We start from the raw sequence: 15,374 nt of genomic DNA, 5'->3' as shown, positions 1-15,374 counted from the left end.
AAAATAGGCAGAGCTGTGCATGTTTACTAAATAATAAATCAGCACCAGGAGAGACATGATGAATGAGTCTCGAGAATGGTCGTCGCAGTCGATTCAGGCCGAGATCAATGCGCTACGCCACAAACCAGGCGCGTTGCTGCCGATTCTTCATGCCCTCCAGGACCGCTTCGGCTTTATTCCTCCGGATGCCGTGCCTCTCATCGCCGAGTCATTACAGCTGACCAGCGCTGAAGTACACGGGGTCATTAGCTTTTATCACCACTTTCGGACCGCACCGCCGGGTCGCCACGTGGTGCAGATCTGTCGCGCCGAGGCATGCCAGGCCGTCGGCGCGCGCCAGCTTGAGGCTCATGCCAAAGCGCGCCTGGGCATTGATTACCACCAGACCACCAGCGACCGCGACATCACCCTTGAGGCCGTTTACTGTCTGGGCAACTGCGCCTGTGGCCCCTCCGTTCGCGTGGATAATGGCGTGCGCGGTCGGGTAACGCCTGAAGCTTTCGATGCATTATTGGATGAGCTGCAAACCAGGCCGCTGGAGGTGATCGCATGAGCATTCGTGTTTTCGTACCCCGAGATACCACCGCGCTGGCGCTGGGCGCCGATGCCATCGCCAACCGGCTGGCACGAGAAGCCGCTGCCCGTGGTGAATCCATTACGCTGGTGCGCAATGGCTCACGCGGGCTTGCCTGGCTTGAGCCACTGGTTGAGGTGGAAACACCCACCGGCCGCTTTGCCTATGGCCCGGTGGCACTTGCCGATATCCCCGCGCTGCTGGACAGCGGCATGCTGCAGGGCAGCGTCACCCATTCATTGGCCCTGGGGCCAACCGAAGAGATCGATTACCTCGCTCGCCAGCAGCGCCTGACGTTCGCCCGCATTGGTATTACCGACCCACTCTCGATTGAAGATTACCGGGCGCATAGTGGGTTTCGCGGCCTGGAGGCAGCGCTGCAAAGCGCGCCACCGGACATTGTTGAGGAAGTAAAAGCCTCAGGGCTGCGCGGGCGCGGTGGGGCGGCGTTTCCTACTGGCATCAAGTGGCAGACGGTGCTGGACACACCGGCCGATCAAAAGTATATCGTCTGCAACGCTGATGAAGGCGACTCCGGTACCTTCGCCGACCGGTTGGTGATGGAGTGCGACCCCTACCTGCTGATTGAAGGCATGACGATTGCCGGGCTTGCAGTAGGCGCAACCCAAGGCTACATCTACCTGCGTTCAGAATACCCGCTGGCCAAGGAGATTCTTGACGAGGCCATCGCCCATGCCGAACAGGCCGGTTATCTGGGTGAGAACCTGTGTGGCAGTGGCCGCGTTTTTCATTTGGAAGTGCGCTTGGGCGCTGGGGCATACATTTGCGGTGAAGAAACCTCGTTGCTCGAAAGTCTGGAAGGCAAGCGCGGCCTGGTACGCTTCAAACCACCGCTGCCCGCTATTGAAGGACTATTCGGCCTTCCTACCGTGGTTAACAACGTGCTCTCGCTGGCCGCCGTGCCGTTTATCCTCGCTGAAGGCGCTGAGGCTTACGCCTCGCATGGCATGGGCCGCTCGCGGGGCACCTTGGCACTTCAGCTGGCGGGTAATGTTCAGCGCGGCGGATTGGTGGAACTTGCCTTCGGCACCACGCTGCGCACCCTGATGGAGGAGTTCGGTGGCGGCACGTTAAGCGACAAACCGCTGCGTGCCGTGCAGGTGGGAGGCCCGCTGGGCGCCTACCTGCCGGAATCCCAATGGGACTTACCGCTGGACTACGAAGCCTTTGCCGCCGAGAGCGCGGTGCTAGGTCACGGCGGTGTGGTGATGTTTGATGAGAGCGTGGATATGGCCGAACAAGCGCGCTTCTCGATGGAATTCTGCAAGGTGGAGTCCTGCGGCAAGTGTACGCCATGCCGTATCGGCTCAACCCGTGGCGTGGAAGTGATTGATCGTATCCGCGCCGACCAAAACCGCGAGGCCAACCTCGCCCTGCTCCATGACCTCTGCGAAACGATGGTGGATGGTTCGCTCTGTGCCATGGGGGGCATGACCCCCTTCCCAGTGCAAAGCGCCCTGAACCACTTCCCTGACGATTTTCAGCGGGCCGCGAACGGAGACAGATCATGATCGGACACTTTGACCCCAAACAGTACGCCAGAAGCGCCGCCCACGATAAAGACCTGGGCACGCCTTTCCCAACGGGTACGGCGCTGGTGAACCTGGAAATTGATGGTATTACCATCACGGTGCCGGAAGGCACTTCGGTACTGCGTGCAGCGGCGCTGGCCGATATTAATATTCCCAAATTATGTGCCACCGACAGCCTGGAGCCGTTCGGCTCTTGCCGGTTATGCGCCGTACAGGTAGAGGGCCGCCGTGGGCTGCCAGCCTCCTGCACCACCCCCGTGGTGGAAGGCATGCAGGTGACCACCCAGAACGAGCGACTCGCCAAACTGCGCCGCAACGTGATGGAGCTGTACATCTCCGACCATCCGCTGGACTGTTTGACCTGCCCGGCCAATGGCGACTGCGAGCTACAAGACATGGCGGGCAGCGTTGGTCTTCGCGAAGTACGCTATGGGTTTGACGGTGAGAACCATCTTCAGGCCACCAAAGATACCTCCAACCCCTACTTCAGCTTCGACCCCAGCAAGTGCATCGTCTGCTCCCGCTGCGTGCGCGCCTGCGAGGAAGTGCAGGGCACCTTCGCCTTGACCATCGACGGTCGCGGGTTTGATTCCAAAGTGGCCGCGGGGCAAGACGAAGCGTTTATGGATTCAGACTGCGTTTCGTGTGGCGCCTGTGTACAGGCCTGCCCGACCGCCACGCTGATGGAAAACAGCGTCATTGATCACGGCGTGCCGGACCGCAGCGTAGTCACGACCTGCGCCTATTGTGGTGTGGGCTGCTCGTTTGAAGCGCAAATGAAAGGTGACAAGCTGGTGCGCATGGTGCCCTACAAGGGCGGCGACGCTAACCACGGCCACTCGTGTGTGAAGGGGCGCTTTGCGTTCGGCTACTCCTCTCACCCCGACCGCCTGACCACGCCGATGATCCGCGACAGCATCGACCAGCCCTGGCGCGAGGCCAGCTGGGAAGAAGCCATTGGCTTTGCCGCTAATCGCCTAAAAGCGATTCAGGCCGAGCATGGCCGCGAGAGCATTGGCGGTATCACCTCATCGCGCTGCACCAACGAAGAGACCTACCTGGTGCAGAAGTTGATTCGCGCAGCATTTGGCAATAACAATACTGATACCTGCGCACGCGTCTGCCACTCGCCCACCGGCTACGGCCTGAAAACCACGCTCGGCGAATCTGCCGGTACGCAGACCTTTGACTCAGTCATGAAAGCCGACGCGATTATCGTGATTGGCGCCAACCCCACCGATGCCCACCCGGTATTTGGCTCGTTGATGCGCAAGCGCCTGCGACAGGGCGCGAAGCTAATCGTCGCTGACCCACGCTCTATCGATCTGCTCAAAACGCCTCACCTGAGCGACGCCCAGCATTTGCCGCTGCGCCCTGGTACCAACGTCGCGCTGATCAACGCACTTGGGCATGTGGTGGTCACTGAAGGTCTTGAAGACAAGGCGTTCGTGGCTAGCCGCTGCGACACCGAAGCGTACCAAAGCTGGCGTGCGTTTATCGCCGACCCGCGCCACTCTCCGGAAGCCAGCGAAGCGATTACCAGCGTGCCCGCCGAGGCTGTACGCCAGGCAGCGCGCACCTACGCCACCGCTGGCAACGGCGCTATTTACTACGGTTTGGGCGTCACCGAGCACAGCCAAGGCTCCACCATGGTCATGGGGATTGCCAACCTGGCCCTGGCCACCGGCAATATTGGCCGCGAAGGCGTGGGCGTGAACCCGCTGCGTGGTCAGAATAACGTGCAAGGCTCCTGCGATATGGGCTCCTTCCCGCATGAGCTGCCGGGCTACCAGCACGTGGCCGACCCGATTGCCCGTGGCCGCTTTGAAAGCGTCTGGGGCGTCAAGCTCGACGATGAACCGGGGCTGCGCATTCCCAACATGTTCGATGCCGCCATCGAAGGAACTTTCAAGGCGCTTTACGTGCAGGGCGAAGATATCGCCCAGTCTGACCCCAACACGCAGCACGTTGAGGCTGCGCTGCGTTCGCTGGACTGCCTGATTGTTCAGGATATCTTCTTGAACGAGACGGCCAAATTCGCCCATGTACTTCTACCGGGTTCCAGCTTTTTGGAGAAGAACGGCACCTTCACCAACGCCGAGCGGCGCATTAACCGAGTACGCAAGGTCATGCCGCCGCTGGCCGGTAAGCAGGATTGGGAAATCACCCAGGACCTGGCCAACGCGCTGGGCTACCCGATGCGCTACACGCACCCGTCTGAAATCATGGACGAGATCGCTCAACTAACGCCGAGCTTTACCGGGGTGAGCTACGAAAAGCTGGAAGCCTATGGCAGCCTACAGTGGCCGTGTAATGCCGAGCATCCTGAGGGGATGCCGACCATGCACGAAATCAACTTCCCCATTGGCCTCGGGCGCTTTGCGATTACCGAATACGTGCCCACTGAGGAGCGCGCTACCCGCCGCTTCCCACTGCTGCTCACCACCGGACGGATTCTTAGCCAATACAACGTGGGTGCCCAAACTCGTCGCACCGACAACCAACACTGGCACGATGAGGACATACTAGAGCTGCACCCAAGCGATGCCGAGCTGCGTGGCGTGCGCGACGGCGACTGGCTCGGCATTACCAGCCGATCAGGCCATACGGTGCTCCGTGCACAGCTGAGCGAGCGAATGCAGCCGGGAGTGGTCTACACTACATTCCATCATCCCGGTAGTGGCGCCAATGTGATTACTACCGATAATTCGGACTGGGCCACCAACTGCCCTGAATACAAGGTTACCGCCGTGCAAGTAGAAAAAGTCAGCCAACCCTCCGCCTGGCAGCAGCGTTTCTCCTCCTTTGACGAGGCCCAGCGTGGCCACTTGGCAAAGGCGCAGCAGGAGGCGTCATGAGTGAAGTGCGTGAATGCGACGCACGCACACAACCGGCTGCCGCCCTGACGCGCCAGCCGGTTGAGGTTCACAGTAGCGCGGCCTATTGGCGCGCTACTGTGCAGGAGGATGCACTGGCGCTAGAGGTGCCGGTAGCGATGGTTTACAACGGCATTTCTCATGCAGTGATGATGGCAAGTCCTTCGTATCTTGAAGATTTGGCTCTGGGGTTCAGTCTTTCTGAAGGCATCCTGACCCATCCTCACGAGTGCTACGACCTTGAGCTTCATGAAGAGGCTCAAGGCCTGGCGGTTCACCTAAGCATTGCCAGCCAGCGGCTGGCCGAGCTTAAACAACGCCGCCGTAGCACAACCGGGCGTACCGGCTGTGGGCTGTGCGGTACAGAAGCCCTGGAGCAGGCCATTCGGCCCATCCCTACGGTGAGTGCACCACACCTTGACGACACAGCCATTCAGCATGCGCTTTGTACGCTAGATGACCATCAGCCTCTAAAGGAAGCAACAGGCGCCGTGCATGGCGCGGCCTGGTGTGATCTGCAGGGGCGTATACAAAGAGTGCGTGAAGACGTGGGTCGTCACAACGCACTGGATAAACTGATCGGTTCGCTGGCACGCGATGACGTACCACTCCAGGAGGGCTTTGTACTAGTTTCCAGCCGAGCCAGCTATGAAATGGTACACAAGTGCGCAAGCGTGGGGATCGGCGCGCTGGTTGCCGTCTCGGCAGCTACCGCCCTGGCCGTTGAACAGGCGCAGGCAGCAGGTCTTCTGTTAGCCGGTTTTGCACGCCCAGGCCGTCATGTAATTTATCACCGCCCTGTCACTGCCAAGGGCTGAGCCCTTTACCGCGTTGAGGAGAGACCCTATGTCAAACAACAACGATGCCAATTTGGTCCGTATGACTAACCAGATCGCCACCAACCTGGGCAGCGGTCGTGATGAAGAGGCAGCAGCAGCGGCTATCTGCCGTCACCTGGAAACCTTTTGGGCACGCTCAATGAAGCAGCGCCTTGTTGCCAGCCTGGCACTTGAGAGCGTGGAGTTTTCCCCCTTGGCACGCCGCGCTGCAACACTGCTGGCTACCCGGCTATCAGAACAGCAAGTCTCTCGTTAGCACATCACAATAAAAGCTCAATAACATTAGCTTTTAGTCTTGCCACAGCGACTTACACGAGAAGCTCAATGGTTTTAGCAAAAGTTAATAAAAATCATTATTTCCGTTAAAAATCGGACATTTCGAGTCTACTAGTTGCTATTTTAGAATATAAACCTGTTTCCATAACCCAAGTTAAGGTGTTTACCGAGCATAAGGTGCACTGTGTGGATGTGGTGGCCAAGGATGGCCCGTTTTTGGCAAAGATGCCGACCTACAGTTTAGCTGCCATGACCTTGTACCGCCTGGTCATGGCAGCTTTTTATTGCACTGCATTTTACTTTTTAACGTCACGTTACTTTGGCAGCCATGTCTCAATAGCGGCTGTCCCGCAGCGGATTTTCAACAGCGAACGTTCAAAGACAGCGTTTCAACCACTACGCCAGCGCTGCCTGAGGGCGCCGCTCATCCAGCATTCCTTTATCAAGAATAAAGCGAACAATCTCTTCAAGCCCTACGCCATCGTAAAGGTTGGTAAATACAAAGGGCCGCTCGCCGCGCATTTTCTTTGAATCACGCTCCATTACCTCTAACGACGCGTGCACCTGCTCGGCGATATCGATCTTGTTGATAATTAGTAGATCCGACTTGGTAATCCCCGGCCCACCCTTACGCGGAATTTTGTCTCCCGCCGAGACATCAATCACATAAAGCGTGAGGTCAGAAAGCTCGGGACTAAACGTCGCAGAAAGGTTATCTCCCCCAGACTCTACCAATACCAGCTCAAGCTTAGGATGGCGCGCCTGTAATTCATCGATAGCCGCCAGGTTCATCGAGGCGTCTTCACGAATCGCCGTATGCGGACACCCCCCGGTTTCGACGCCCAGAATGCGATCAGCGGCCAAGGCGTCATGCTTAAGCAAAAAGTCAGCATCTTCGCGGGTGTAGATATCGTTGGTCACCACAGCAATATCGTAATAGTCGCGCAGCGCCAGGCAGAGTTGCTTGAGTAGCGCCGTTTTCCCGGAGCCGACGGGGCCGCCTACACCAATACGTAAACAGTGAGTCATGGTAAGTATCTCCTAGCTTCTAAACAGTCGTGAATATTGGGTTTCATGCAGGGCACTGGCCAACGCAAGCCCAGGTAATACGGGGCCAAGCGCGTTATCTTCAAGCAGTAACGCTTTATCAACAGCGCTAACCAGTGCTGGTCGCAGCTGCTCTGTTATCCGCTGAGCAGCGGTATGGCCCAAAGGCAGGGCCTTACAGGCAACTGCCAGCTGGTTTTCAAGCCACGCCCAGCCAAATCCAAGTAACGCCTGGCGGCAAGGCACGCGCCGCATGTGCGCGGTAAAGGCAAAGAGCGTGACATAGCCTGCATGGGGCGGTAGTAAGCCATTTGGCAATAGCTCAAGACTTCCCAGCAAGCGCTTTAATGAAGCGCCCAGGCGGCTATCTTCAGCAGACAGCTCAGCGGTTTCTCGCGTAGCGGCCAGCCATTCATCCCACTGAGCTATCGCATCCCGGTCGGCGTGCTCAAAAGCATGGTACAAGCGGGCAATCAGCGGCAACTCACAAAGCGTCAGGCCATCTTCCAGTACGCCAGTGAGCCACTCCGCCAGGCTGGACTCGTCATTTACCCAGCCAAGTTCAAAGGCACTCTCAAGCCCTTGAGAGAATGCGAAGGCACCAATGGGCAGCGCCGGACTAACCAGCTGCAACAAGCCCAACAGCGCCAAGTCTCCCGTTGCAGCCTGCTCAGTGAGCATGATGATGCTCGTGCGGATGGTCGTGATCGTGAGCATGAGAATGCGAGTGGCCATGTCCGCCTATCTGATTATAGGCGCCCGGCTCTGGATCAAACGTGGCTTCGTGGTGTTCAAGCGTCGCGCCCAGCAACACAGCCAGTTCCTCCAATACGTGATCAGGTGGGAAGCGTACCCAACCGCCGCGCTCGTCTTCACCCAGCGCCAGCTGCACATGGCGGTTGCCCAAATGGTAGGCAAGCCGCGCCAAGGGTAAGCCATTCCTTATTCGTGCGGTCACCACCGGCTCAATAGCAGCGCACACGCGAATAACTTCGCCGCTTTCCGCTTTTAAGCCTTCGCCACTTCGCAGTACCGGGCCACGATCCAAAAACAGCCCCAGCGCCTGGCCATTGTCGCTTTCCGCTTTTAGGCGCCCGCGGGTGCGAAGTTCAAAGGGTAACGTAAGCGTATCGCTGGCTGCGCTTTCATCCACCGGGCCTAAACGTTCTATCAGTTTCAGCATAATTAACCTCTTGATCGACCAATGAGTTGAGCCTTTGCAATGAGCCTACGCCCCCGCAGGAGCAGCTCACACACCCCCTGTAGGAGTAGCTCTTGCACCCCCTGTAGGAGTAGCTCTTGCACCCCCTGTAGGAGCAGCTTCAGCTAGCGATGCCGTGCGCAGCGCTGCCGGGGTTGGTGGCTAACACCATGCACCGCGCTCCGCCACCCAAGGGCGGCTGCGCCGCCATCGCCGAGTGGAACTCAGCTCCTACCAGTTAAAGTGCATGCACCTCCCTCACGCCCCTCTGTAGGAGTAGCTCACCCCCCTGTAGGAGTAGCTTCAGCTAGCGACGCAGTGCGCAGCGCTGCCGGGGTTGGTGGCTAACACCATGCACCGCGCCCCGCCACACAAGGGCAGCTGCGCCGCCATCGCCGAGTGAACTCAGCTCCTACCAGTTAAAGTGCATGCATCCCCTGTAGGAGCAGCTTCAGCTAGCGATGCAGTGCGCAGCGCTGCCGGGGTTGGTGGCTAACACCATGCACCGCGCTCCGCCACCGAAGGGCGGCTGCGCCGCCATCGCCGAGTGAACTCAGCTCCTACCAGTTAAAGTGCATGCACCCCCCGCCGGAGTAGCTCACACACCCCCTGTAGGAGTAGCTTCAGCTAGCGATGCAGTGCGCAGCACTGCCGGGGTTGCATCTAAAACAGGTGATAGCGCTGGGCCAGCGGCAGCTCGGTGGCGGGCTCGCAGGTCAAAAGCTCGCCGTCGCAGCGCACTTCATAGGTCTGCGGGTCCACGGTCAGCTCGGGGCAGGCGTCGTTGAGCTTCATATCCTTCTTGCGCACCCCACGGACGTTCTTGCACGCGGCAAGCGCACTCTGAAGTCCCAAGCGCTCCTTGAGGCCTGCATCAATCGCCGCCTGGCTGACAAAATTGAGCCGAGTTTGGCTGGCCGCGCGGCCAAAAGCGCCGAACATGCGCCGATAATGCACCGGCTGGGGCGTGGGGATTGAGGCGTTGGGATCGCCCATGGGGGCAGCAGCAATCATCCCGCCTTTCAATATCAACGAGGGCTTCACACCGAAAAACGCCGGCTTCCAGAGCACTAAATCCGCCAGTTTACCCACTTCAATAGAGCCCACCTCATGAGCGATACCGTGAGTAATTGCCGGGTTGATGGTGTATTTGGCGATATAGCGCTTGGCACGCAGGTTATCGGCACCCAAGGCTTCGTCTTCAGGTAGCAAGCCACGCTGTACTTTCATCTTGTGCGCGGTTTGCCAAGTGCGGCAGACCACTTCGCCTACCCGTCCCATTGCCTGAGAGTCGGAGGCGATCATCGAGATCACGCCCAAATCGTGCAGGATATCTTCGGCGGCAATCGTTTCACGGCGAATGCGTGAGTCGGCAAATGCCACGTCTTCGGGAATGTTGGGGTCCAAGTGGTGGCAGACCATGAGCATATCCAGATGCTCATCAATAGTATTCACCGTGTAGGGCCGCGTGGGGTTAGTGGATGACGGCAGCACGTACTCTTTGGAACACGCAGTGAGGATATCCGGCGCGTGCCCGCCGCCCGCGCCTTCAGTGTGGTAGGTGTGAATGCCGCGCTCTTTAAACGCCGCCAAAGTGTCTTCCACAAAGCCCGATTCGTTAAGCGTGTCGGTGTGAATGGCTATCTGCACGTCATAACGCTCGGCCACGCTCAGGCAGGTATCAATCGAGGCGGGCGTCGTGCCCCAGTCTTCGTGAAGCTTGAGGCCCATGGCGCCTGCTTCCAGCTGGGCTTCCAAAGCTTCCGGCAGGCTGGCATTACCTTTACCCAGCAGGCCGATGTTCATGGGCAGGTCATCCACTGCCTGAAGCATTTTGCCAAGGTGCCACGCGCCCGGCGTACAGGTGGTGGCATTCGACCCGGTGGCCGGACCGGTGCCGCCGCCCAGCATGGTAGTGACACCGCTCATCAGCGCTTCGTCTACCTGCTGGGGACAGATAAAGTGGATATGCGCGTCGATGCCACCTGCGGTCAGGATCTTGCCTTCGCCCGAGATAATTTCAGTGCCGGGGCCAATCACGATATCTACATCGGGCTGCACGTCAGGGTTGCCCGCTTTGCCAATCGCAGCAATACGTCCGTTCTGTAGCCCCACATCGGCTTTGACGATGCCCCACCAGTCGAGAATCAGCGCGTTAGTGATGACGGTGTCCATGACGGTTTCATCGTTACGTTGGCTCTGACCCATGCCATCGCGGATCACCTTGCCGCCGCCGAATTTGACCTCGTCGCCATAGTGGGTGGCATCTTTTTCAACCTCGATCCACAGCTCGGTATCGCCCAGGCGCACCCGGTCGCCTACCGTGGGGCCGTACATATCGGCGTAGGCCTGCCGACTAATCTTGTTACCCGGTTTCATTGTTTATCTCCGTCCAGCGGTCCCATTACCTCGCCACGAAAGCCATAGATTTCCCGCTTACCCACAAACGGAATCAGCGTGACTTCACGGGTCTGGCCAGGTTCAAAGCGGATCGCGGTACCTGCGGCGACATCAAGGCGAAAACCGCGGGTCTTGTCGCGATCAAACACGAGCGCCGGGTTGGCCTCGGCAAAGTGGTAGTGGGAGCCGAGCTGAATCGGTCGGTCGCCGGTGTTCGCCACGTCTACCGTGATGCGCTCGCGGCCTACGCACAGCTCGATATCACCCTCTTTTAACTGATACTGTCCTGGAATCATTGGGCCGGGAATCATGGCAGCCTCCTGATGGCTGATTGCTGGTTGCTGATAACTAGTTGATAGGCGTATGAACAGTCACGAGTTTCGTACCATCCGGGAAAGTGGCTTCGACCTGAACTTCGTCGACCATTTCAGCCACGCCTTCCATCACGTCATCACGGCCAAGAATCTCGCGCCCGTAGCTCATCAAATCAGCCACACTGCGACCATCCCGGGCACCTTCGATAATCTCGAAACTGATCAGCGCGACCGCTTCGGGATAATTGAGCTTTAATCCTCGCGCTTTGCGCCGCTCGGCAAGCTGGGCGGCGGAAAACAGCAACAGCTTGTCTTTATCTCTTGGGGTTAATTCCATAGAGCGTCTCCAACAGAGTCGATTAAGTTAACCAAATACGCGGAATATGGGCCTCACGCTCAATCCAGCGCGGGCGCAGCAATTTCCAGGCCTGTTCGCACAACGCCCAGGCTTCATTTCGCGAGTTACCCAGATAGCGCAGCAATAAAACGCCCTGGCGCACCGTTACCGCCCAGCGTGGATTATCCGGCAGGGCATTACGCAACTCCTCAATCGCCGCTGGCGCATCACTCATTCCCACCGCCCAAAGCGTGGCCTGCACCGTAGCGCCGCCCTGCCCCCAGCGTCCCGTAAAGCGCGGGTGTAACGGGTCTAACGGCTGGCGTTCTAGCCATAGCGGCTTGCCATCCAGCGTCAAACGAAAAAACTGTTCAATGCGCCCTGACAAGTACGGCAACTCGCTCGCGGGGCGACCCAAGGCCATGACTTCCCAGCCTAAACAGCGAGCACTACCATGAAGATCAATATGCGTACGCTGTTCACCTTTAGAGCCATCAAAGGCAATGGTTTCCTGAGGTAGCCACTCAAGCGTTGCGCTATCGGCGACCTCAAGCTCGGTACACTGGCTCCAGGCAACCCCCTGGCTGTCAGCCTTATAAAGCTTATTCGCCGCGGGGGTAGTCAGCAGGGCATGTGCGCCTTGCTCGACGTGCGCCTTGATGGTGAGCGCATCGCCGCTGACCAATCCTCCGGGTGGGTGCAGCACGTAGATATGGCACGCCTCCTGGCGGCCTTCAGGATAAAACGGCCGCTGGACCCGAAGTGGCCCTTGGTGGCGTGCCTGGATTAACCGCGTGGCGCCATCGCGCTTGGCAAAACGCAGCGCCAGTGAGGCCGCCCAGTGGCGTTCCTGGTCAAAGCGGTGGCCGGAGCCCGCAAGCGGTGGGGCGAGTTCGCGCAAGGTCATGGAAGACAGTCGCATCCTTTTGAATAGGTCATAGCCTTTCAAATGCAAGGAATGCGCCAAAATGGGGAAAAGTGGACTTTTACTATCGCTGCAAAGTTTTAGCCGTCATAACCCATCAGCACTAACGGCTTTTTGCACCAAAAAAGATCATTAAAAGGGTCGGCCGCACCAAAAAGAACAAGTAGTTAACCGCCCCTTGTGTGTCAAAAGACCACACGCCCAACACTTCTTATTTGGGAACTTTCCGATACTATTGGGCCATCCTCCGTCAACAGCTTGTCTGTTGCCCACCAAGGTAGATGGCTTCGTGCAGTTACAATGCTCAGCAAACAAGCTCTGGTATCGCATTGCGCTTTGTATGGCGTTTGTGGCGATGCAGCTGCTGTTAGTTGGGCCGCTGATTTCACAGTATCAGTCCGATGGGCAACATCACGCACATCACGAAGCTAGTCATCACTCTAACCATCAAGGCGGCGGTCATCATCAACATACTGCCCCTCAAGCAAACCACCACCATGCGGGCCATGCTGATGAAGTAGAACCGATATTTAACTGGTTCCACCAATGTGGTTACTGTGCCATCTGGCAACAGTTCCCAACGGCGCATACCTCTCTCCCTCCGATCAGCTTACAAGCGTTTATTACGCATAATAAGCTGCTGACGCAACCGACGCAGGCTATAAAGTCCTGTGATAACTACCCCCACGCGCTAACGCGCGCTCCGCCCTTTTTTCGGATCGTGTAACGCCACATCGTCAGCCTTTTTAGCCTGAAGTTTGCTTCTGGCTGGCGTCTGTCTACACCCAAAAAAGGGATCATCATGCCGCATCTAACTATTGGGCATGGCGTCGTTACGCCTGCCCGCTTAAAAAAACGTTTTCAACGACACGTACTGACATTAAGCGTCGCTGCCGCATCGAGCGTTGTTGCTCAAGGCGTATGGGCACAGGCGACTGCCGCTCACCACGAGCATCATCATGCGTTAAACACGATGGTCGTGACCGCTGTACCGCTAAGCTCACCGCTCACGGTGGAAACCGACCCGCGTATACCGCGGCAACCGGCCCCTGCCAGCGACGGCGCCGACTATCTTCAGACCATCCCCGGGTTCTCTGCCATTCGTAACGGTGGCACCAACGGTGATCCGGTGTTCCGTGGCATGTTTGGCTCACGTCTTCGCGTGCTGACCAATGGCAGCCAAATGCTAGGCGCCTGCCCGGCAAGAATGGATGCGCCTACGTCTTATATCTCACCTGAAAATTACGACAGCCTCACCGTCACCAAAGGGCCGCAGTCCGTTCTGTGGGGCCCCGGCGCTTCAGCGGCAACGGTGCGCTTTGACCGCGGCCCGGAGGAGTTCGATGAAGCCGGTGTGCGAGTGGATGGCAGCGTCATGCTGGGTACCTATGGGCGCTTTGATCGCCGCATTGATGCCGCTTTAGGCAATAAAGACGGCTACCTGCGCATTACCGGCAATCAATCCGAAGCTAATGACTATCAGGATGGCGATGGCAACGCCGTGCCCTCGTTATGGGATAAGTGGAACGGTGACATAGCGCTTGGATGGACACCCGACAACGATACCTGGCTTGAAGTCACCGCAGGCCGAGGAAACGGCGAAGCGCGCTATGCCGGGCGAGGTATGGATGGCAGCAAATTTCTGCGCGAAACCGTGGGCATCCGTTTTCAGCGCGAGAATTTAGGTGAACACTGGAAACGTCTGGAAATGCAGGCCAACTATGCCTATGCCGACCATATTATGGATAACTTCACGCTGCGCTCACCGGGCAGCATGGACATGGGTGGTGGCATGGACATGGGCAGCGGCATGGACATGGGTGGTGGCATGGACATGGGCGGCGGCATGGACATGGGCAGCGGCATGGATATGGATGGCGGTATGGACATGAGTGACGGCATGGCCATGCGGCTAGACCGTCGCACCCGCAGCGCGCGCGTCGCATCAACGTGGGAGTGGGAAAACACCACGTGGACGGCCGGTGTCGATGTCGAGCATCAGGTACATCGCAATCTGGATGGCGAACACTGGCAGCCCGACTACGAGCAGACCCAGTTTGGCGCCTTCAGCGAAGTCACCCGTTTTATCGATGAACGTGACCGTCTTATTGGCGGCGCCCGCGTAGACCGCTACCGCGTCAGTGACGAAAGCCTGGACACAGCTACCACAGGCCTCACCCGCCGCGACACTCTGCCCAGCGCTTTTATCCGCTATGAGCAGGATTTAGCCTCAGCACCGGTCACCTGGTATGCCGGGGTCGGGCATGTGGAGCGCTTTCCCGATTACTGGGAATTGAGCTCTAGTCAGGCAGGCCCGGCCGGTAGTTTGAATGCCTTTGACGGTGTTCAACCCGAAAAAACCACCCAGTTGGATATAGGCGCGCAGTATAACGACCAGCGCTTAAGCGCATGGGTGTCCGGGTATGCAGGATACGTTAACGATTTCATCTTGTTTGATTACAACACCGCGGGCATGGGCGGTACTCAGATCGATAACATTGATGCTCAGATTGCGGGTGCCGAAGTGGGCGCTAGCTATCAACTAACCGACAACTGGGTAAGCAATGCCTCGCTGGCCTATGCCTGGGGGCGAAATGCCAACGACGATGAGGCATTACCACAGATCCCACCGCTGGAAGCCAAGGTCGGCCTGACCTATGCACACGATGACTACTCTGTGGGTGGCCTATGGCGTGGTGTTGCGGCACAAAACCGTATTGCGCTCGAAAAAGGCAATGTCGTCGGCCAGGATCTGGAATCGTCGTCAGGCTTCGGGGTGTTCTCGCTTAACGGTGCCTATCAAGCAAGCAACCACCTAACGCTAAGTGTGGGGGTGGATAACGTTTTCGATACCACCTACACCGAACACTTGAATCTGGCGGGTAATGCAGCCTTTGGCTATCCCGCTGATTTGGATCGCGGCATTAATGAGCCTGGCCGCATGGTGTGGGCACGGGCCGACTTCAGCTTCTGATTCATTCAGGTGCTCAGTAGAGCACCTGTTTACCCTTACCGCTTAAAACCACCAGGCT

General features: G+C 58.0%; 14 protein-coding genes. 6 read left to right on the top strand and 8 right to left on the bottom strand.

Annotated elements, in window-relative coordinates; genetic code table 11:
• Positions 1 to 58: 58 nt before the first annotated feature.
• The 5 genes from ACT3TY_RS05305 to ACT3TY_RS05285 are packed head-to-tail and all read left to right on the top strand — an operon-like array spanning position 59 to position 6,098.
• Positions 59 to 553, top strand: a complete 495-nt coding sequence (locus ACT3TY_RS05305) for a formate dehydrogenase subunit gamma (protein ID WP_087110744.1) — start codon at positions 59 to 61, stop codon at positions 551 to 553.
• Positions 550 to 2,106, top strand: a complete 1,557-nt coding sequence (locus ACT3TY_RS05300; RefSeq protein WP_444627550.1) for a formate dehydrogenase beta subunit — start codon at positions 550 to 552, stop codon at positions 2,104 to 2,106. The genes ACT3TY_RS05305 and ACT3TY_RS05300 overlap by 4 nt, the downstream gene beginning before the upstream one ends.
• Positions 2,103 to 4,985, top strand: coding sequence for a formate dehydrogenase subunit alpha (fdhF, locus tag ACT3TY_RS05295; protein ID WP_444627549.1), 2,883 nt, complete (start codon positions 2,103 to 2,105; stop codon positions 4,983 to 4,985). The genes ACT3TY_RS05300 and fdhF overlap by 4 nt, the downstream gene beginning before the upstream one ends.
• Positions 4,982 to 5,821, top strand: coding sequence for a formate dehydrogenase accessory sulfurtransferase FdhD (gene fdhD, locus ACT3TY_RS05290; protein WP_444627547.1), 840 nt, complete (start codon positions 4,982 to 4,984; stop codon positions 5,819 to 5,821). The genes fdhF and fdhD overlap by 4 nt, the downstream gene beginning before the upstream one ends.
• Positions 5,822 to 5,849: 28 nt before the next feature.
• On the top strand, positions 5,850 to 6,098 hold the full coding sequence (locus ACT3TY_RS05285; protein WP_087110736.1) for a formate dehydrogenase subunit delta: 249 nt from the start codon (positions 5,850 to 5,852) through the stop codon (positions 6,096 to 6,098).
• Between the two features lie 416 nt (positions 6,099 to 6,514).
• On the opposite strand, the gene ureG is transcribed toward ACT3TY_RS05285, so the two are convergent.
• The 8 genes from ureG to ACT3TY_RS05245 form a co-directional block, all read right to left on the bottom strand.
• Complete coding sequence (gene ureG / locus ACT3TY_RS05280; protein ID WP_087110734.1) at positions 6,515 to 7,147, bottom strand: urease accessory protein UreG; 633 nt, start codon at positions 7,145 to 7,147, stop codon at positions 6,515 to 6,517.
• 12 nt (positions 7,148 to 7,159) lie between these two features.
• The gene (locus tag ACT3TY_RS05275; protein ID WP_193056618.1) at positions 7,160 to 7,846 is read right to left on the bottom strand and encodes an urease accessory protein UreF; all 687 of its coding nucleotides are present in this window, start codon (positions 7,844 to 7,846) and stop codon (positions 7,160 to 7,162) included.
• Entirely contained in the window at positions 7,836 to 8,348 is a 513-nt protein-coding gene (ureE, locus tag ACT3TY_RS05270; RefSeq protein ID WP_172116961.1) for an urease accessory protein UreE, read from the bottom strand. The genes ACT3TY_RS05275 and ureE overlap by 11 nt, the downstream gene beginning before the upstream one ends.
• Before the next feature lie 681 nt (positions 8,349 to 9,029).
• Positions 9,030 to 10,745 (bottom strand): urease subunit alpha, encoded by a 1,716-nt coding sequence (gene ureC, locus ACT3TY_RS05265; RefSeq protein WP_192538639.1) that lies wholly within the window; start codon positions 10,743 to 10,745, stop codon positions 9,030 to 9,032.
• The gene (locus ACT3TY_RS05260) at positions 10,742 to 11,062 is read right to left on the bottom strand and encodes an urease subunit beta (protein WP_172117035.1); all 321 of its coding nucleotides are present in this window, start codon (positions 11,060 to 11,062) and stop codon (positions 10,742 to 10,744) included. The genes ureC and ACT3TY_RS05260 overlap by 4 nt, the downstream gene beginning before the upstream one ends.
• A 52-nt stretch (positions 11,063 to 11,114) precedes the next feature.
• Positions 11,115 to 11,417: an urease subunit gamma gene (locus ACT3TY_RS05255; protein ID WP_172116959.1), complete on the bottom strand. Its 303-nt coding sequence runs from the start codon at positions 11,415 to 11,417 to the stop codon at positions 11,115 to 11,117.
• 22 nt (positions 11,418 to 11,439) lie between these two features.
• Positions 11,440 to 12,324, bottom strand: a complete 885-nt coding sequence (locus tag ACT3TY_RS05250; RefSeq protein ID WP_444627546.1) for an urease accessory protein UreD — start codon at positions 12,322 to 12,324, stop codon at positions 11,440 to 11,442.
• 403 nt (positions 12,325 to 12,727) lie between these two features.
• Positions 12,728 to 12,931, bottom strand: a complete 204-nt coding sequence (locus ACT3TY_RS05245) for a hypothetical protein (RefSeq protein WP_253926969.1) — start codon at positions 12,929 to 12,931, stop codon at positions 12,728 to 12,730.
• Positions 12,932 to 13,144: 213 nt separating this feature from the next.
• On the opposite strand from ACT3TY_RS05245, the gene ACT3TY_RS05240 reads away from it, so the two are divergent.
• Positions 13,145 to 15,316, top strand: coding sequence for a TonB-dependent receptor domain-containing protein (locus ACT3TY_RS05240; protein ID WP_172116957.1), 2,172 nt, complete (start codon positions 13,145 to 13,147; stop codon positions 15,314 to 15,316).
• The last annotated feature ends 58 nt before the right edge of the window (positions 15,317 to 15,374 follow it).

Source organism: Halomonas sp. AOP22-C1-8, from assembly GCF_052378905.1.
Classification (GTDB): Bacteria; Pseudomonadota; Gammaproteobacteria; order Pseudomonadales; family Halomonadaceae; genus Vreelandella; species Vreelandella citrativorans.
This window is presented reverse-complemented; position numbering and strand designations above follow the sequence as displayed.